This window comes from Chryseobacterium sp. 22543, from assembly GCF_052044565.1.
GTDB lineage: Bacteria > Bacteroidota > Bacteroidia > Flavobacteriales > Weeksellaceae > Chryseobacterium.
The window spans coordinates 801520-821998 of the sequence record NZ_JBQENH010000002.1 but is presented as its reverse complement, the minus strand read 5'-3'; the positions used below and the strand labels follow the sequence as shown (position 1 = coordinate 821998).

The 20479-nt window shown below is 37.5% G+C and carries 15 protein-coding genes; 6 read left to right on the top strand and 9 right to left on the bottom strand.

All coding sequences use genetic code 11. The features are described 5' to 3' along the window. Positions 1-55: 55 nt before the first annotated feature. Positions 56-1357, bottom strand: coding sequence for an Ig-like domain-containing protein (locus tag ACTJIP_RS09495; RefSeq protein WP_077414641.1), 1302 nt, complete (start codon positions 1355-1357; stop codon positions 56-58). A gap of 234 nt (positions 1358-1591) precedes the next feature. Between ACTJIP_RS09495 and ACTJIP_RS09490 the strand changes: the two genes are divergently transcribed. The 5 genes from ACTJIP_RS09490 (at position 1592) to ACTJIP_RS09470 (ending at position 8074) form a co-directional block, all read left to right on the top strand. Next, on the top strand, positions 1592-2473 hold the full coding sequence (locus tag ACTJIP_RS09490; protein ID WP_077414643.1) for a cupin-like domain-containing protein: 882 nt from the start codon (positions 1592-1594) through the stop codon (positions 2471-2473). A gap of 126 nt (positions 2474-2599) precedes the next feature. Next, positions 2600-3313 (top strand): hypothetical protein, encoded by a 714-nt coding sequence (locus ACTJIP_RS09485; RefSeq protein ID WP_180565607.1) that lies wholly within the window; start codon positions 2600-2602, stop codon positions 3311-3313. 63 nt (positions 3314-3376) lie between these two features. Beyond that, a complete protein-coding gene (locus ACTJIP_RS09480) occupies positions 3377-3916 on the top strand; it encodes a TetR/AcrR family transcriptional regulator (protein WP_219072513.1) in 540 nt (179 codons plus the stop codon). Positions 3917-4221: 305 nt separating this feature from the next. Further along, entirely contained in the window at positions 4222-7032 is a 2811-nt protein-coding gene (locus ACTJIP_RS09475) for a TonB-dependent receptor (protein ID WP_440704482.1), read from the top strand. Between the two features lie 7 nt (positions 7033-7039). After that, positions 7040-8074: a phytase gene (locus ACTJIP_RS09470; RefSeq protein WP_077414651.1), complete on the top strand. Its 1035-nt coding sequence runs from the start codon at positions 7040-7042 to the stop codon at positions 8072-8074. Positions 8075-8204: 130 nt separating this feature from the next. Here ACTJIP_RS09470 and ACTJIP_RS09465 read toward each other — a convergent pair whose 3' ends face one another. Next, positions 8205-10454 (bottom strand): ATP-binding cassette domain-containing protein, encoded by a 2250-nt coding sequence (locus ACTJIP_RS09465; protein WP_440704481.1) that lies wholly within the window; start codon positions 10452-10454, stop codon positions 8205-8207. Between the two features lie 50 nt (positions 10455-10504). Between ACTJIP_RS09465 and ACTJIP_RS09460 the strand changes: the two genes are divergently transcribed. Continuing rightward, on the top strand, positions 10505-10927 hold the full coding sequence (locus tag ACTJIP_RS09460) for a MarR family winged helix-turn-helix transcriptional regulator (protein ID WP_077414655.1): 423 nt from the start codon (positions 10505-10507) through the stop codon (positions 10925-10927). An 8-nt stretch (positions 10928-10935) separates the two neighbouring features. On the opposite strand, the gene ACTJIP_RS09455 is transcribed toward ACTJIP_RS09460, so the two are convergent. From ACTJIP_RS09455 to ACTJIP_RS09425, 7 genes are all read right to left on the bottom strand, one after another. Next, entirely contained in the window at positions 10936-11658 is a 723-nt protein-coding gene (locus ACTJIP_RS09455) for a sterol desaturase family protein (RefSeq protein WP_077414657.1), read from the bottom strand. Between the two features lie 79 nt (positions 11659-11737). Further along, positions 11738-12007, bottom strand: a complete 270-nt coding sequence (locus tag ACTJIP_RS09450; protein WP_077414659.1) for a hypothetical protein — start codon at positions 12005-12007, stop codon at positions 11738-11740. Positions 12008-12280: 273 nt separating this feature from the next. Beyond that, complete coding sequence (locus ACTJIP_RS09445; RefSeq protein WP_077414661.1) at positions 12281-13621, bottom strand: S41 family peptidase; 1341 nt, start codon at positions 13619-13621, stop codon at positions 12281-12283. 6 nt (positions 13622-13627) lie between these two features. After that, entirely contained in the window at positions 13628-14371 is a 744-nt protein-coding gene (locus ACTJIP_RS09440) for a hypothetical protein (protein WP_228408694.1), read from the bottom strand. Between the two features lie 178 nt (positions 14372-14549). Further along, complete coding sequence (locus ACTJIP_RS09435; RefSeq protein WP_077414665.1) at positions 14550-15473, bottom strand: T9SS-dependent choice-of-anchor J family protein; 924 nt, start codon at positions 15471-15473, stop codon at positions 14550-14552. A 76-nt stretch (positions 15474-15549) separates the two neighbouring features. Continuing rightward, positions 15550-16842, bottom strand: a complete 1293-nt coding sequence (locus tag ACTJIP_RS09430; protein WP_077415850.1) for a hypothetical protein — start codon at positions 16840-16842, stop codon at positions 15550-15552. A gap of 308 nt (positions 16843-17150) precedes the next feature. Then, positions 17151-20438 (bottom strand): TonB-dependent receptor domain-containing protein, encoded by a 3288-nt coding sequence (locus tag ACTJIP_RS09425; protein ID WP_440704480.1) that lies wholly within the window; start codon positions 20436-20438, stop codon positions 17151-17153. Positions 20439-20479: the final 41 nt, after the last annotated feature.

Below are 20479 nucleotides of genomic sequence, written 5' to 3'. Positions count from 1 at the left end.
GAAACAAACTATTGAAGCTAGATATAAAAGCTGGTTATCATTCATAATGATCAAACTATTTATCCCTTGTTTTAAATTTTACAAGAAGTGTTTCATCTCTCAGGGGATACCCGTCTTTAGAAGCGAAACTTTTGTTCGTCAGCACAAATTCATACTCCTTACCCGGTTTCAGATCTGCTGAAAGAACCAATGTTCTGTCATTATTTTCCATTCCTATTATTTTGGTAATTGGAAAATACTCTTTTCCTTTATCGGAAAGATTGAAGGAATAGCTTTTGGGAACCATTTCTTTTGAAAAGGTAATTCTTATTTCTTTTGTGTCAGCACTTACATTTACGGACCCGTTTGCAGGTTCTGTTTTTACAACATAGGGTAAATTTTTTTCATATTCTTTGATCAGCTTTTGTTTATCAATTTTTTCTTTGAAAAATTTTGATCTGGTGAGGAAGTCTTCAACAGCTTTATCGTTGTCATAATTCAGCTCAATAATATCTTTTACAGCCTGTTTTTTATCTTTTGCATTCCGGTAATAAGATTTAGAGATTTCATATCCTACATAATATCCCAGATCGGCACTTTCTCCCTTCTTTCTTCCATTATAAAGCCAGTTTGTAAAATTACCGGTAAACATTTCTTTTTTAAAGAGATCTTTAACCTCAGCTGCATGAGCATTTCCATAAGAGAGATATTTCCTTTCCAGTGGTTTATTCATCACCAGTTCAGCAATCAGATCGCACGATCCTTCTTTTATAGATTTATTCAAAACTCTTCTACGGTCTCCGATCTGCTGGGTATGGATATATTCATGAACATTTAAAGAGACGATATTATCCAGAGATTGTTGGCCAAATACGGTTTTCAGCCAGTCTTCCTCAAATTCTGAAACATCTGTAGACGGAAGCCCTGTTGCCAGTTCAGCACCCACCAATACCTTATTTCCACTCACTGTCCCCCCGGAATTAAGTCCACCTATCGTAAAATACATTTCAGCTTCTTTAAGATCCGGATAGATCTCCTTCAGCCGGATAACACTGGCTTCCAGCTCATTTGTTTTAGTTTTTATAGTCAGAGTATTTGGTCTGATCGAATTCCAGAATTTAGGATACTTATCAATAATGTTTATAAACACAGTATCATTATAGTCTCTGGCTTTCATAAAAGCTTTTAAGCCTGCTGTTCCTTTATCGATATATAATTCTTTAATCAGGGTCAGTTTTTGGGTATGATCGTTTGTTTTTTGAATGCTGTCATAGGCAACCCAAAAATTGTCAATATCTGAAGTGAAAATTTTAGCTGATTTTTGTGAAAAGGCACTTGCAAATACAAGCGAAAAAATAATCGTAGTGAAAGTTTTCATGGCTGTTTTTAATGTCACAATAATACATACAATTATTCTATTTCACAACGATCATTTTACAGCATAAACACAGTATATTTTAAAACTATTTGAACTAAAAATCTAACACAATAACTCTAAAAAAAAGACAGAAATATGTATTTTATCATTTATTTATATTAATTCCAAATAATTTTATTTCTTTCCGTTTTATTGTCGCAAATATTTAATACTTTAGCTTAATAATTTGAACGAATGGGAATAATCCTTAAACCAATTGATATTGTAGATGATATTTCACAAGAAGATTTCCGTGAAAAATATCTAAAGCCATGTAAGCCAGTGGTAATCAGAAATATGGCAAGAAAATGGCCTGCCTACCAAAAGTGGACAATGGAGTATATGAAAGAAGTGGTTGGCGACGTTGAAGTTCCCCTTTACGACAGTTCCAAAGCAGATCCTGCCGCTCCTATCAATACTCCGACTACGAAAATGCCTTTCAGTGATTATGTAGACCTTATTCAGAGAGAACCTACTGATCTGAGAATCTTTTTCTTTGACCCTATAAAATTTGCTCCGAAACTTTTGGACGATTATGTTCCGCCAAAGAATCTTATGGGTGGGTTTTTAGATAAATATCCGAGTATGTTTTTCGGAGGTAAAGGTTCTGTAACTTTCCTTCATTATGATATAGACATGCCTCATATTTTCCACACTCACTTCAATGGAAGAAAACATGTTCTTTTATTTGAATACAAGTGGAAATCCAGACTTTATAAACTTCCGTATGCTACCTATGCACTGGAAGATTATGATATTTCCAATCCTGATTTTGAAAAATTCCCGGCATTGGATGGTATTGAAGGAATCGAATGCTTCCTGGAACACGGAGATACTTTATTCATGCCTACCGGCTGGTGGCACTGGATGAAATATCTGGATGGATCTTTCTCTATTTCCCTGCGTGCATGGGACAAAAGCTGGGCTGTAAAAGCACATTCTCTTTGGAATCTTGCTGTTCAGCGTAATTTTGATAATTTCATGAAAGGCCGATACAAAAAAAGATATATGGACTGGAAAGAAAGAAAAGCGGTAGAAATAGCCAATAATGCATTAAAAAGAGGACTTCCTAAATAATAAGAACGTTTTTATACCATAAAATAGTGGATGATTTATCTTAAGTCATCCACTATTTTATTATGTTTTAAGATGTAATACAAAAATTGATTAAATTGCAAAAACGTTCCCTTAATATCCTTCTATATGTTTGAAAAGTTGATTGATAGTTTTGAAAAGCTGTGCCTGCAGATTATTATTGAAATATTGTTGGTTCCCGTAACCATTTTTAAATTGTTTCAGGATCCCCGCCGCTGCTATGATCTTTCCGTACACGAGATGGAAAAAGAGGAGACAGAACGTTTTCGCGACTATCTCTCTCCTATCAAACTTTCAGTGTATACTTCCGTGATTGTCTCCGTACTTTTAATGGATTATGGTGGTGAGCACAATATTATTTCAAAAATCAAAGGGTTAAGCATGGTAGAAAAAGCGCTCTTTATTTTTTTGATGAATAATATTACCGCAGTCATATTCACTGTTGCTTTGTTATGGTACAAAAAAGAAAAAGTGAATACAGTCACCTTCCGAACGTTATTATTTTCTTTTATTTATACAACGGTGTATACCTCCACTCCTTTTTTTATATTAATCAGTTCGGCAATGTTTCTTGGGCAAACTATGAATGTAGATGCTTATATACAAAATATGGGCAAGATAAGTAACTATGGTACAAGAGAATACCTGTTCTTTCTGGTCTTTCTGGTTTTTATTATCATTGGAATTATCGGAATTTTCAAACTTTTCAAAGCGTTGCATTATATTCTGAAAAATAACTTCACCTATCATCCTTATATCGTATGGTTTTTTACCGTACTTTTCTTTGTTATTCAGCTATATTATGCCACAGGGTTTATTTAAAAATAATTTTATTTTCAAACCTACCAGTCTGTTTATTTTTTACATTTGTAAAAATTTTATACGATGCCCAAACCTCGCGAAAGAATACTAAATACAGCAATGGTTCTCTTCCATAAGCAAGGTTACAACAATACAGGCATCAACCAGGTTATTGATGAAGCTGGCGTTTCAAAAGCAAGTTTCTACCATCATTTTAAATCTAAGGAGGAACTTTGCATTGAATTTCTCAATAAAAGATATGATTACTGGGTGTCTGAACTTAAAAAATTTACATCGGAAGCAGAAACACTGCAGGAAAAATTCCAAAAGTCCTTTGATTTCCTGATTTACATGAATAAAAGAGAAGACTTCAGAGGATGCAGTTTCCTGAATATTTTATCTGAAATCCCTGCCGATAAGGAAGAGATTCACAAGGTAATCCGATATCATAAAAATAAACTGAGAGAATGCTTCAATAAAGACATCCAAAACGATATTACATCCGCCCATATCTATCTTCTTTTTGAAAGCTCTATACTTACCAGCCAGCTCTATAGATCCAATGAATTGATAGAGAAATCTAAAATTATCGTGCAGGAAATACTTAATATTTCAAAATCTTAAAAAGGTCAAATTTCAAAAAAATTAAATGCATTATTTGGATTCCTACGGAATGACAATGTGCGCGTGTATTTGTATAGTATTCATAATTATTTCATCAGTTATATACGCTTAGTATATCCATACAGTTTATCATTCCGAGGAATCTATATCTATCTTATTTTTTGTCTGAACTTTAACAACAATATCTTTTATCTTTTACAAAATCATCTATATTAACAATTCTTAAGAAACAGTTAATTTTCTCTTCAACACTTTTCCCAAACAGACGTTTAATTTTGCTGTGATTTTTATCTAAAAAAGGAAAAGTGAAGAAAATTTTTACATCTGTTTTATTTTGTGCCTCTATTTTTTTCTATGCGCAAACCGGATCTCTTTCCGGAAACATTAATGACGATTCGAAAATAGCCCTACCGGGAGCTAAAATCTCTCTAAGTCCGGGGAATATTTATACCACTTCAGATGAACACGGAAACTTTGTTTTCCTGAACGTTCCTCCGGGGAGTTATACCATGAAAATTGATTATCTTGGGTATGGTGTTCATGAATACAACGTTACAGTTGAAAGTGAGAAAAACACCCGCCAGAATATTATTTTCGATAAAAAAGAAACCTCTATTGCAGAAGTTGTAGTATCAGGAGCTACTTTAAAAAATCAGGCAAGAGCTTTAAACAAGCAAAAAAACAACGCCAATATTACCAATGTAATTTCTTCTGATCAGATCGGGCGTTTTCCTGATGCCAATATCGGGGATGCTTTGAAGCGTGTTCCGGGAGTTACCATACAAAATGATCAGGGAGAAGCCAGAAATCTTATTATCAGAGGACTGGCTCCCAATCTTAACTCCGTTACCCTGAATGGTGACAGAATTCCCTCTGCTGAAGGAGATAATCGTAATGTACAGATGGACCTGATCCCTTCTGATATGATCTCTACGATTGAGGTTAATAAAACCCTGACTCCAGATATGGACGCTGATGCCATCGGAGGTTCCGTCAATCTTATTACCAGAGCTTCCCCGAATGGACAAAGAATTTCTGCAACCGTTGCCGGAGGATACAATCCAATCCGCGAAAAAGGAAATTATACCGCCGGTTTTGTCTATGGAAACCGGTTTTTGGATAAAAAACTAGGGGCTGTATTCAGTTTTTCCTATAACAACAACAATTTCGGTTCGGATAATATAGAACCGGTATGGAGCCAGGCAAACGATCTTGCACAGACTGTTTATGTAAGCAAAATGGGTGTACGTTATTATAATGAACACCGTATCAGACACAGTTTTGATCTTAATATGGATTATGAATTCAATTCCAAAAACAAGATCTACGCTTCTGCAATGTATAATTTCAGAAATGATAAGGAAACCAGACTGGCATTAGGGTATAAAATAAAACCGGTCTATAACGCCGATGAAACTGAGATTACAGACTGGAAAGGAAGTATCACAAGACAGAATAAAGGCGGTGATGCTGATAATGACAATACCCGTCTTGAAAAACAGAAAGTTCAGAACTATGCTTTAAGAGGAGAACATTTATTAGGTTCCAAGGTAGATCTTGACTGGTCTGTCAACTATGCAATCGCCAGTGAAGATAAGCCTCACCAGCGTTATATAGAGTTTGAAAACAGCAAAATGAATTTCTCTCCTGACCTTAGTAATCCTGAAAAACCGATGTTCAATCTCCTTGCTGCAGATAATTTAGGAAGTTATAAATTGAGTGATCTTTCCGATGCCAATAACTTTACACAGGAAAAGGAACTGGGAGCAAAAATGAATGTACGTTTTCCATTTTCAGTGATTGATGGCCAGAAAGGACGTCTTCGTACCGGTTTCCGCATGCGTTTGAAGAAAAAAGAAAGAGAGAATGACTTCTACGCCTTTACTCCGGTCAACACTATGGGAAGCCTTTTATCTGTTCCGACAATAAATCTTGATGGTCAGAACTTCCAGCCGGGAAATTACGTTCCGGGAACATTCGTTGACCCTTCTTTCCTTGGAGGGCTGGATTTATTCAATCCAACTTTGTTTAATGGTAAATTAAAGCCTGAAAAATATCTTTCAAGCAACTACAATGCGAAGGAGCAGATCTATGCAGGCTATATCCGTTGGGATCAGGATTTCAATGATAAATTATCCATGATCGTTGGAGCGCGTGTTGAAACGACCAATATTGATTACACCGGAAACTATGTGATGAATGAAAAGGACCTGGTAGGACAAATCAATAATACGAATACATACACCAATGTACTTCCGAATATTTCCTTCAAATATGTTCCGGTGCAGGATCTTGTGCTTCGTGCAGCATTTACCACAGCTCTGGCACGCCCCAATTATTACTCACTGGTTCCTTACCTTAATGTTATTTCAGAAGACGAGATCGTAGCAGCCGGAAATCCAAACTTAAAAGCAACCTATGCCTATAATTTTGATTTTATGGCAGAAAAGTATTTTAAGTCTGTAGGGATACTTTCCGGAGGTATTTTTTATAAAAACCTGAATAATTTTATTTATACGTATTCCCAAAGAAATTATACTGCGAATGATTTCGCGAATGATTTTGCAGGACAGTCCAACCCAATTCCTGCGGGAGAAAGCAACTGGAAGTTTACCCAGCAGCGTAATGGTGACAATGTAGATATTTATGGGTTTGAAGTGGCTTTACAAAGACAGCTTGACTTTATTCCAGGCGCTTTCTGGAAAGGACTTGGAGTTTATGTAAACTATACTTACACCAAATCCAAAGCAAAAGGAATCACCAATGAAGAAGGCACTGAGAGAACAGATGTAGGGTTTCCCGGCGCTGCTCCTCATATGTTCAACGGATCTCTTTCGTGGGAAAATAAACGTTTTTCAGCAAGAGTTTCCATGAACTATGCGTCTCATTATATTGATGAACTGGGAGGAAAAGCCTTTGACGACCGTTATTATGACAAACAGTTTTTCCTCGATGCCAATGCTTCCTACAAGATTACAAGCCAGCTCAGAGTTTTTGCAGAAGCCAATAATCTGACGAATCAGCCGTTAAGGTATTACCAGGGAATCCAGAGCAGAACCGCTCAGGCTGAATATTACAGGCCAAGATTTACAATGGGGGTAAAATTTGATTTTTAAAATACACATGAAAAATATACATTATATATTGGCTCTTTCAGTTCTTCCTTTTGTGATCAACTGTACAGGGCAGAAAGATTTAGCGGAAAAATTAAAACCAGCTGTTATTACAGAAACAGTGGTTCATGATACTGATGATCCCGCCATATGGATTAATCCACAGGATGCCTCAAAAAGCATCATCATAGGAACCGATAAAGATACCGACGGAGGATTGTATGCTTTTGACCTTAACGGAAAAATTATCAATAAGGTTTCGGGATTGAAACGTCCCAATAACGTTGATCTGGAATATGGTTTTATACTAAATGGCAAAAAAACAGATATCGCCGCTGTAACGGAAAGGGAAACCAACAAAGTAAAGTTATATACGCTTCCTGAGCTGAAAGAAATTGGAGAAATCTCTGTATTTGATGGAGAATCTGAACGTGATCCGATGGGAATTTCTCTCTATAAAAATCCGCAGACAGAAGAAATATTTGCTGTTGTGGGAAGAAAATCAGGTCCGGATGACGGATACCTCTGGCAATATAAACTGATTGAAAAGGGCGGTTTTATAACAGGAGAAGTTGTTCGTAAATTCGGGAAATACAGCGGGCTGAAAGAGATTGAAAGTATTGCTGTAGATGATGAAATGGGCTATATTTATTATTCTGATGAACAGTTTGGCGTTCACAAATATTATGCAGATCCGGCCAAAGGGAATGAAGAATTATCGGTTTTCGGGAAAGGAGATTTTAAATCTGATGTGGAAGGAATTTCAATCTATCCTACTTCTCAAGGAAAAGGATATATTCTTGTTTCGAATCAGCAGAATGATACATTCAATGTATATCTGAGAGAGGATCAGTCTAAAGGAAAAATTGCCGAAATTCCCGTTTCTACGCTGGAAAGTGATGGTTCTGAGGTGACAAATGTTAATTTAGGACCCAAATTTCCTAAAGGAGTTTTCGTTGCGATGAGTAATGGCAGAGTATTTCATTTTTATGATTGGAGAATGGTTGAGAAAGCTATTCAATCTGCTGTGAAAGCCACTAAATAAAAATTAACCTTTAAACCATTAAGGCCGATAAGGTTTTAAGAGTATTAAGTTGAACCGCATTTATGAGATTGCTTCACCTTTGGTTCGCAATGACAATACAGTTCAACTTAATACTCTTCATTATTTTATCTTACTGAATATGTTTCTTCAGAAACTCTGCGGTGAATGACATTTTGTTCTTCAACAGCTCCGGCGGAGTACCCTCAAATAAGACTTTCCCTCCAAATTTTCCGGCACCTGGCCCCATATCAATAATCCAGTCTGCCTGTGCAATAATATCAAGATTATGTTCTATGACAATCAGCGTATTATTCTGATCTACAAGACCGTTAAAAAAAGTCAACAGTTTTTGTGTATCACTTGGATGCAGCCCTGTACTCGGCTCGTCAAGAATAATGATCTGATTGGTGTTTTTCAGCTCTCTTGTCAATTTCAGGCGCTGTCTTTCACCTCCGGAAAAGCTATCCAGCCTTTGTCCAAGAGTCAGATAGTCAAGTCCCAGTTGTATTAGCAGGTCAAAATTTTTGAGAACAGGTTCTTCTTTAAAAAAAGAAACTGCTTCAGAAACTGTCATATTCATAACTTCCACAATTGTTTTTCCATTGTATCTGTATTGCAGCACATCAGGATCAAATCCTGAACCTCCGCAAACCTCACAAGGCTGCTCAATATCATCCATAAAAGCAAGATCAATCTTTTCTGTTCCCAATCCTTTGCAGTTTTTACAGGCTCCTTCGCTATTTCTGCTGAACAGCTTGTCTGAAACATGATTAGATTGTGCAAAAAGCCTGCGCACAATATCTGATATCCCCAGATACGTAAGCAAATTGGAACGAGCGCTTGCAGCAAATAAAGATTGATCAATAATGGTCACATCAGGATAAAGCTCTGGCAGAATACGATTAATAAGCGTACTTTTACCAGATCCTGCAACGCCAGTTACAACTGTCATTACTCCGGTCGGAATACTTACAGTCACATTTTTAAGATTGTACCTGTTGGCACTTTTAATTTCCAGATAGCCATCAGGCTTTCTGAATTTTTGCTTTATAAACGGTTTCCTTGCAAAATAAGAACCTGTTTTGCCAGTTGAGGCCTTTAAGTTTTTAAATGTCCCTTCATATATTACTTCTCCTCCATTTCTTCCTGAACCCGGGCCTATATCAATAATATGGTCTGCCATTTTTATCAGGTCCGGATCATGTTCTACAATCAAGACAGAATTTCCTTTATCCCTGATCTGCTGTATAATGGTGATAATATTCTGGAGATCTTTTGGATGAAGACCGATACTGGGCTCATCAAAAATATATAAAAGATCTATCAGACTGTTTCCAAGACTCCGCACCATTTTTATACGTTGAGACTCTCCTCCGGAAAGGGTGTTGGTACTCCTGTCAAGAGTCAGATACTGCAACCCGATGGTCATCATATTCTGGAGTTTTGCTGAAAGTTCTTTGATGATAACTTCATATGGTTTTGAATCCAGCGAAGTAACAAACTCAAGCAGTTCATCCACGGAAAGTGCCATACAATCTGCAATACTTTTTCCTTTGATCTTACAGGACAGTATTTTTTCATTCAACCGTTTTCCTTCACATGAGGGACAGGTTTTTGTGATGACAATATTCTTCAGTGCATCTTTTCTTGTGATGTTTTCTTTAGAATCTTTTTTCAGGAACGCTTTTTCTATTCTTGGAACAATTCCTTCGTATTTTACAGTTTTCCCCCATTCTTTATGTGGATGCTTAGGCTTATGTTCAGGTGTGTGCAGCAGAATCTCCCATTCTTTTTCAGTAAAATCTTTCAGCTTTTTATCATTATCAAAATAGCCGGACAAAGTATATCTTGTTAAACGCCATCCACCCGGCTGGAAGGTCGGAAAACGGATTGCACCTTCATGTAAAGATTTTTCACGATCAATTAAAGCATTCACGTCCAGGGTCTGAACAAAACCCAGCCCCTCACATTCCGGGCACATTCCCTGCGGATGATTAAATGAAAAAACGTTGGAATATCCTACAAAGGGTTTTCCCATTCTCGAAAATAGCAGCCTTAAGGAAGCAGACACATCAGCTGCCGTCCCCACGGTAGATCTGGCATTTCCTCCTAACCGCTTTTGATTGATGATGATAGGAACATTCAGGTTTTCAATTTTATCTACGTCAGGCAGACCATAATGCTGCAGACGGTTTCTGATAAAACTGTTCTGGGTCTCATTAATCTGCCTTTGAGCTTCTGCTCCAATGGTTTCAAAAACCAATGAAGATTTCCCGGATCCTGATACTCCCGTAAAAACCACGATCTTATATTTTGGAATTTTTATGGAAATATTTTTGAGATTATTTTGCCGGGCATTGGTAATTTCTATATTTTCCATTTTAAAATACTTAACTTTGTTAATAATTAACTAAGTTAAGTATATTTATCATGAAACCCATTGAAAAAGAGTTTTTTAACACATTTACAAATTTCCAATGTCTTATTCTGGCTCATATGAACCGGGGAAATATCAATGGAGTAACGGCTGCTCATTATAATATCATTGAATTTATTTTAAGAAAAGAAACAGCCACAGGAAGGGAAATTTCAACAGCATTTAATATCAGCCAGGCAGCCATCTCGAAGCAGTTGAAATTTCTGATCAGCAATGATTTGATTATTAAGAAACAGGAAGAAACAGATCATCGGAAATTCAATCTTTCAGTAACGGATAAGGGAAGGTTTATTATAGAAAATTCGGAAACTTTCCGTAAAAATATTACCGGACAGACGGCTTCTATACTGACTTCTAAAGAACTGAAAAATTTCAATTACCTGCTAAGCAAAGTGCTGAATCATGTAAAATTATAATACTTTTCCTACTTATAGGTTCCAAATACCCTGTCCCAGATGGAAGTATAAAATCCAAAGTTTTTGCTTTCATCCAAATGATGCTGATTATGAAATCTTGTTGTTCCTACCAGCAAGCGGTCAAATGAGGCCGGAAAAAACTCTCTGTTCAGATGCCCTATGGTTCCCCAGATAAGGTTCAGCATAAGATAAATGGAAATAGAAATTACAGAAAAATCATATCCAATAAGCAAAGCAAGCATCATCAATCCAAATCCAATTGTTTCAAAAGGATGCAGAACAAAAAGACTCAGAAAATTGGTACTTACATGCTCGTGATGTTTTCTATGCAGTATTTTGTAGATAAAAGGCAAATGGGCTCCATAATGAAAGAAATACATCAGAAGATCCATCAAAAGAAGCAAAGCCGCAACTTCTGCTATGATCCTGACTACCGATTGAGTTTCTCCAAGTACAATCCATCCGTTTTTCCATAAGAAAACTCCCAGCAGCATAACAAAACTGTTACAGATTATGGTAAAGAGACTGAGATAGAAGTCGGATCTTGTGACGGGATGTTTTTTTTCCTGCAGCTGACTTTTACGGCAAGTCTTTTCAATGAAAACATATAATCCTATAGAAAACAGGTACAGAAAACCGTTAATGATAAGGCTGAATATGATCCACTGCGGCCAGGAAAACTGCCATAATAGATGCAAATAACCGGAAAGTTCTGTGTGATTAAAATTCATAAACCTGTCATCCTTCAGCTTGATGTCATAAAGGTAAGAATTTCATTGTAAAATCAGCTGATAAAGTAAATTTCAGGTATTATTTCTGTCTTGCTTTTCTTCTAAGTTCCCGAAGTCTTACGGTAAGGTTTTTCCGTAAATCATTATGATACTGCCGATAGTTTTTGATGCTGTTCTCCAGATTCTTTTTATTAAGCAGATATTCTTCATACAGATGACCCAGCTCTGAAATCTGCGTCGCTACATCCGAAGGCTGGCTTTCAGGATCTTCTGCAGCTTCTATCAACAGCCGGTAATATTCAATACGGCTGGTCAGGTTCATGTGAAGTTTCGGTTCTATTCCCTGCATGATTTTGTGATTTTATGGTGTTCCTGAATAGGTAAAAGGGCAAAAGATTTTATCCTTTTACTATTCGATATATTATTTTTTATTAGTTAAATAAACCTTTTAATTTTTCTTGACCCATTAAGATTGTATTAAGGTGTTAAGATTATTAAGATCAAGCTTCGCTTTAACTTAAGATCAGAATGATTGATCTTAACTATACTTTATTTCTTCAAACTTCTTAATGGTTTAAAATATTGACATTCATTTCCTTTCTTTGTCTTTTCAATCCAAATTCTATTTTTCCATCATCACCGGAGGTACATCACTCTGATATAGAATTTTTACGCTTCCGGTCTTTTCCTGAGCTGCAGATTTGAAATAGCCTCCGTTAAGGGCAGAAGAAATAAGAGTTTCATTAGGATCGCCCAACGGTAATAGTGGCAGCCCGGCATATTCGTTGATCATGACCTGTGGAGAAATTCCATTGCTGTATTCTCCGGTTCCGCTGGCATTAAATACTTTATAAATTACCGGATGAATCTGCCAGGAAATTTTTCTCGGTTTCCGCTTATCTTCCACTACAAATCCAGCCATATCTTTACCCAGCGTAGTATCCCCGATCTGAATAACCTGCATATACGGCTTCAGATTGTTGATGACAATTTCCGCTGCAGATGCTGTACTGTTGGATGTGAGAATAAATACTTTCTGTAGTCCCAATGCATTGGCACGTAAAGTAGTAAAATCAAGAGCTTTGGGATCATAAGCGATCTGCTGGGCAAATGTTCTTTTTACTTCTCCTCCGTTTTTATTTCCTTTAAAAATAATGAATGGCGAACCAGACGACAGCCCTGAAGGAATCAGTGAGCAAAGAGCCGCGGCAGAGGACACCGAACCTCCATAGTTGTAGCGGAGATCAAGAATGAGTTCCTGTACTCCGGCAGCCTTAAATTCTGCAAACTTCTGGTTCAGAGTTTGTGTCATTTCGTCTGGGAAATCGTAGATATACAGGTATCCTGCTTTTTTACCATTTTTCTCAAAAACTTTAGATAAAATGGGCTGTTCAAAAGAGAAGCCATAGTAAACTGTAATATTTTTTTCATCAGCAACCGCTCCATTCTGCCATTTTCCTACGGTGAGGTCTACAACGGTCTGGTCTTTAATAGATGCGGCCATTGATTCTGCATTCGCTGCTGTAATAACTTTTCCATTGATTTTGGTCATAATCATTCCCCGTTCCAGCCCCGCATTGAAAGCCGGAGAATTTTGAAGAACCAGCTTAACGATTGTAACAACCTGGTTATTGGCAAGCTTGGCAACGGTATAATCAAAACCGTACATATTCCTTATGGAACGTGGATAGGTAGAAGAATCTTCAGTATTGACCATGAAAGAAAACCGATCCTGGGAAGAAAGCAGACTTTTAAAAAAATCTTTTACGGGAAGGCGGTAATCTGGTTTTGCAGGCATCTGATCTGCCCAATAATAGTACCGTTTCATACTGTCCTGAACCCAGAGATTCACAGATTCTGTACTTCCTTCCGGAAAAACAGGTGCGCTTTCGTCATTATTATTCGTACACGAAATGAGAAAGACTGCGATGGCAATGCATTGAAGTTTAAAAAAATTTTTCATACGCAATTACAGATATTCTGCGACATCAATATCTCCTTTTACCACCCATTCTCCATTTTCCATTTTTTCCTGAAGAACAATCATGTTTGCCCCTGTGTGCTGTTTCAATTTTACCTGAATCATTTTAGATCCGGAATAAGGCACCGTAGTTCCGGGTTTGTACAATTCCAGGTATACCGGAGCTGCAGAACTGAAAAAACTATAGATTTTCACTGCGGTAAAATTGTCTTTCCCAATGTTGTCAAATTCTGCCAGCACCACTCCATTTTCTCTTTTCAGAACGCCTTTCACATCTTTCAGGGTGGTTCCGGAAAATTCGCCAAGATTAGGGAAAATAAATTCAAACCCTACTTTTCCAAGATTAACCTGAGGTTTTACCGCATAAGTCTGCAGATAAATCCCCGGAAGATTGAAAAAGTATAAGTTTTTATAATCATTTATATTGTCATAAGTAATATTGTATTTTGCAATTTCGGTACCTGTTTCATTATTATATACAGACAGCTTATTGGTTTCACCCTGATCCAGGACAAACTGAAGCTGCGTTTCTATTTTATTGGTATAAGACGTTTTTCCGTCAATGGATACAGGTGCTCCATTCAACCTCAACTGAAGGACATCAGGCTTGGAAAATCCTTTGATGTTAACCTCTCCGGGTTTCTGTACCTTATCATACAACTCCATCGTGTTGTTGTCTGTGCATGAAAACAGTACAGTAAATAATAGTAGTAATGCAAAGATTCTATTCATCTTTCTTCAATTATTTCATTGTAAAACTTAAAAATATTGCCCTACCCGAGAGCAGGGCAATATATAATTATAAAAAAACTAGTTGGATATGTTCTGGATAGTCTTTATCAAATACTATCCATTATCTTATATTAAAAATTCATGGTGTTTCTAAAATCAGTTTCTAAGAGAAGAAGGGTTATTTTTTAATAAACTTCAACCTTTCCGTAGTCTTTCCATCTGTAATTTCTGCTATATAAGCTCCAGATGTAAGCCCTGTTGTATTGATCGCTTTAGAATACTGAGCGGTAAGTACTTTTTGTCCTGCTGCGTTATAAATGTTTACCGCCGTCATATTTTCTTTCAATGCCGGATTAAGCTGCAGCTGTAGAGATTCTTTTACCGGATTTTCTGCTATTTGTGTTACAATTTTGTTTCTTTTTACATCCTTAGTTCCCAAAAATGAAGTAGCGTAGATTCCCATTTCATCAATATTGATATTCTGGACATTATTTCCGCTTGCTTTTCTGTTTGACCACATTCCGATATAGATTTTCTTCCCTGCAAAAGCAGAAAGATCTACAAGGGATTCTACAAACTGGGTAAGATCAGCCGGAAAGGGATTGGCTGAGTCACCTACCTGTATTTTATAAATACTCTGAACATCATTTCCACTTGCATCTACGGTCATTGCCTGAAAATCTGATAATGTAGGAACTTCTTTCTGTGGTGTGCTTACATAGATAAAAAGTTCTCTGGCAACAATAGTATGAGTAGATCTCTGTCTCCCGATATAGGCAGCCAGAGTAACAGTTCCTGCAGTATTGGTAAGATCAATCTGAGGAGAAATAATCCAGTCATTTTCTGCCCCAAATCCTGTAACACTTCCACTTGGAACCAAACTGATAGAGTGACGAAGAACGCCGGCAGTTCCATATGCTAAGGATGTTCCGTTGTGATAGATATTCTGCCCCTGTACCCATCCGTTGCTATTGTTGTTCAAATCATGGAAAGTCCATCCCTGAAGGTCAGCAGGAGTATCAAAAGAATTTCCCCATACCAGAGACTGTGCTGCAGCCATGTGAGATAAAAACAGAACAGATGATAAAATTATTTTTTTCATAATGCTGATTATTAAGGTTTTTGAAGTAAAAGCAAGGAATCAGCATGTGCTGTTCCCTGCTTTTTTTAAGTTTTTATTATTCTACAATTGAGAAATTGTATTTTGTCCAAAGTCCCTGGAAGTTTCCACAGTTTCTTGGAGATACATTCCAACCACCTTCGTTGAAGAAAGGCTGGCTCATACCCCATAGAGATGCAGGAGTACCAGTCGCCAGGTTAGATGCAGGGATTCCTGCTGTTCCTGTACCTGTAACTGAAGTAGTAAATCCGTGGATCTGGATTGTGCTGTATGCTGAAGCTGAAGAAAGTTCAGAACCTGTACCTTCTACTTTGATACCCACAGGATAACCTGTAACCACAGCGTTATTTAATGTTAATCTTCCGTGTCTTCTGATGTGGATACCGTTTTCATACAAAGCACCTTTAGTAGAGTTCTTAGAACCAACGATCGTAAGGTTGTTGATAACCGGGTGAGTCAACAATGATGTAGAAGAACCGTCTGCGTTGTTATCAAGCTCAATACCGTTAGAATCCGGGCTTGATCCGCTAAGACTGTGTGTAGAGTTGTAATCTGCCAAAGCAAGAGCACAAGTAATAGTTCCTGTATATCCGTTATCAAAATCGAAGTTATCATCATCCGCAGCGAAAGAAACAAGGTTTGAAGCGTTTACAGTACCACCGAAGAATTCAAAAGAGTCATCTTTTCCGAAAGATACCTGAATATGATCTAGAGTAGTTCCGTTTCCTACTCCTCCTAAAGTAAGTCCGTTGATTTCGTTTCCTGAGTTTGGAGCTAAAAGATCGAATCCTGCAAACTCAATACGTACATACTTCAATGTTCCTCCGTTGTGAGAAGCATTAGTACCTCCGTAATAGAAATCAGGACCAGATAATCCTTCAATTGTTTTTGTGAAAGGAGTGTTGGTAGGAGCATCTCCTAATATGATAACTCCTCCGAAATCACCAGGAGCAGCAGTTGTATCTTCATTTCCGTCCAGCAATTTGTAGCTTGTGAAGATGATTGGCTGTGCTTCAGTACCTGCTGCATTGATTTTTCCTGTTTTAGCAATTACCAAAACTCCTGTAGCAGTATTGCTGGTGTTTGGTTTAGCTTTAATGAATGTACCCGGCTGGATTGTTAATGTAGCACCATTTTTTACGGTTACAACTCCATCTAATTCAACTACACCGCTCCATGTAGTATTTGTAGTAATAGCACCACTTACGCTGGTTACCGGAAGAGCCGAAGCTGTAAGGTACTCAGCAGAAGTAGATTTCATTTCGAATGGAGATGATGAATCCGCCAGTTGATCGTTTTGACAAGCTGTAAGAGATAATGCTGCCACTGCAATTAGAGTTAGTCTTTTCATTGTTATAATTTTTAATAAATCCGGTCGTGTTATTTTATACCAGATCAGTTTTTTAATATTCAGGAATATCTGCCTCTCTATTCCTTCGATTTGGTTTTTAGAATTCATCCGTCACTGCAGGAGGAGCTACATTGGGGAAGTTCCCATAGAAACCGTTAATACCTGGGAAAAGCCATTAACGCTCGGTTTTTTTCTGAACCGGTACTGCTGTGCGCTTCATCAGTATTTTTCCAGTCTTTGATCAGGTTACCGAAACCTGTACGATGCTATCTTGAGCTCTTTTATATTATATATTTGGTGTCTTCTTTTTAAAAAGTATAATTCACACTTAGGCTGAACATTCTTCCGCTGTACGCCCGAAACATGATCTTATCAATATTTTTATCATACCTGTCTGTTGCTCCCGGAAGAAGATCCCATGCTTCTCTTTCTGTACCAACGTTACTTCCTCCTCCATTTTTGGCAGCGAGATAAGAATTGAAGTTGTTATAATATTCCTTCACCCTGTTGAAGAGGTTTCTTACATTAAATTTCACTTCAAAGTTTCTGTTACGAAGGAATTTATAAGAAAGCTGTGCATCGGCTACAGCATAAGGACGCTGTATTTCCTCTCCTTTGTAAGCATATCCTACTGTGATGTACTGATCTCCTTTCGCGTTATACAAAAAGCTTAGTCCCAGACGGCTTCCATCATAGACCAATCCAAGGTTGTAGGCATAAGGAGTCTGTCCGTAAAGCGGTCGTTTCACTTCGTAGGTTTCATCATTATCACCTGTTTTATACAGGTCTTTAAAAGCCACTACTTTCGTATGGTTATAGGTAAAGTTTCCGCTTATGAAAAGCTTTTCCAGAAAAGTTCCGTCCGCAATAAAGCCTAAACTTTTTCTTACTTCGGCTTCCACTCCTATCAGCTTTGCATTTTTTGAATTTCCGTTGTATAAGAAAAGATTCCCTTCACTGGAAATATGCCCTTCACGTTCAATTGGCCTGTCTATATTTTTGTAATACAATCCTGCAGAAAATATCTCGCCCAGCCCCGGAAACCATTCAAATTTGAAATCATAATTATTAATGACTGAAGAACTCATTTCTGTATTGTAAATCAACCCATTGGCGATTGGATCAAAATAGGGCAATCCTGTTCTTTCATTAAACTGAGGGCGAATTACTGATTTATTATAAGCAAGTCTCAGGTTGATTTTATTGGTAGGACTGTATGTAAAATTCACAGAAGGCATCCATTGCCATGGTTTATCTTCTATCGCAGCTCTCATGATATACTTGGAATCTGAGGGATCCAGCTGTTGAGAAATCATATTGTACTTAAAATATTCTGCACGAAGCCCCCATACCAATCTTAACTTCTTCCAACGGTTGTCAAACATAACATATACGGCATGCTGATTAACTTCTCCTTCATATTTGTCATTTTTATAAAGTCCTCTGGTTTCCCAACCAATACCACCCGGAACATAATGGGAGCCATTAAACCAGTCAGCAAGCGAACCATACATCGTCAAATAGTTCTTCTCGCTATTCGGAACGTCCCGGTTTTCATCAACACGAAGGAAAAACTTCTGCTGTTGGTTGGTATTGTTTTTTATAGCTCCGGCATATCCGGTTTTAATAGTATTTTTAAAGCTTCCTGCGTCTATATCCCATTTCGCAGAAGCTCCATAGTTGTAGTCTGTTTCTCTGTTTTCAATATATCCTCTGTAGAAATCTGCTCCGGAATTATAGATCTTATGAAAGGCTAAGATTTCATTTCCGATAAAATCATACCGGGTAATATACTGTGTATAATCTTTGGTATCGGAAGAAACTCCTGTACGGGCTCCAAACCAACTGATCTCTGTATTTCCTATTTTATGGCTTCCTTCCAGCTTATTTTGCAAAAGGGTCTGAAAAATCGGGTAATTGGTATTATCGGTATAAGGTCTGTCTAATGTTTTGATCTGAGCCGGATCATTATTGGGAATAACTCCGTTATAAAAATAATTATAGGCTAGTTCAGCATTGGCAGCCATTCCGCTCCCGGTTGAATATTCATTCCATCCTGTAACTCTTGTCAAAGTATTATCAAAAATATGGGTATATGAATTACGGAATGAAATTCTATTTTTTCCCAGCTGTAACCCGAAATTCAACATCCCAGCGAGCGTAGAATTATAATTGTAGGAAGCTCCGCTGTTTTTGAAATTGTAAAACGGAATCTGCCCATTGGCATCCGGCATTCCTGTTGTATCCAGCCAGTTTCCTCTTCCCGTATGGTCGATATCCAGTTTATTCTGTTCGTTTCTGATGACAAATGCTCCGGCAAATCCCCATTTATTATTGTTCCTCAGAGCGTAAGTTCTTCCCAGGGCCAGCTGTATATTAGATCCCATGTCACCTCTGGTTTTGTAGGTACTAAAATTATCATTGGTAAATTGTTTGGACTGTTCAAAAAATTTCGGATCCGTCCAGTTCATGGCTTCCAGTCCTTTGGGGAAATCCCTGCTTCCGTCATCATATCCAAAATAATCATACTTTCCCCGCTTGCGTGTCAGGAATTCTTTAAATGCCGACTGATCATTATAAGAAGTTCCCATTGTTACGGTTGTAAAATTTTCATTGGGAATATCTTTGGTTCTCACTTCTACATAACCTCCTGCAAAGCTGGCGTTCATATCGGGTGTTGCAGACTTACTCACCACTACACTTTCCACCATGGCTGTAGGAATGATGTCAAATGAGAAATTCTGATTATAAGCTTCCGTACTTGGGAGATTAATTCCGTCCATGGCTGCTGTATTCCATCGTTCACCCATAGATCTTACGACTACATATTTATTATCAATAGTGGTAATTCCCGTTACTCTTTTCAGAGTTCCTCCTACATCGCTGTCCGGTGTTTTGGAAATCTGCTCTGCTGAAATACCGTCACTCATCTGTGCCGCTTTTTTCTGTTGAGCAAGGAGCCCTGCCTGTGTATCTGCTTTACGGGCGGCGGTAATTACGACCTCTTTAATATCTGTGATTTTATCGGAAGCTTTGTTCAGGGCAAATGATACGGAACTTGTTTCTTTATTGATGACGGATAGTTTTTCAACTCTCAGCGTATTGTATTTTGGAGCTTTTATTGTAAGGTTATAGGTTCCCGAGGGAAGATCTACCGTAAAATCTCCGTTATTATCTGTTACTACAGTTTTCCGGGCTATAGTAATTTCAGCTCCGGTAATGGGATTTCCTACCTCATCCACTATTTTACCGGAAATACGCCCGTTTCCCAATACCGAAATGTTAGAATTTTCATATTTTATCGAAATAAGATCACCATGCAGACGATACACAACAGGAAGTCCATTGGTAATATCCTTCAGACAGTTGTTAACAGAAGTATTTTCACATTTTACTCCCTTTACCTTCAGCTCTTTAATATCTACTTTAGAATAGGCCAGTCTCATTCCTGTTTTTCCGGCAAATTCCTCCAAAACTTCAATCAACGGTCTGTTGGCAGGTACAGAAAATGTTACTTTCTGAACCAGCTCCTGTGCTTCTGTGGCTACAGTAAAAAATAAGGCTGCTATGGTAATCCCACATTTCAAACTTTTCATACTTAAAGTGTTCTCTTGATTATGATTATTTAATTTTTTGA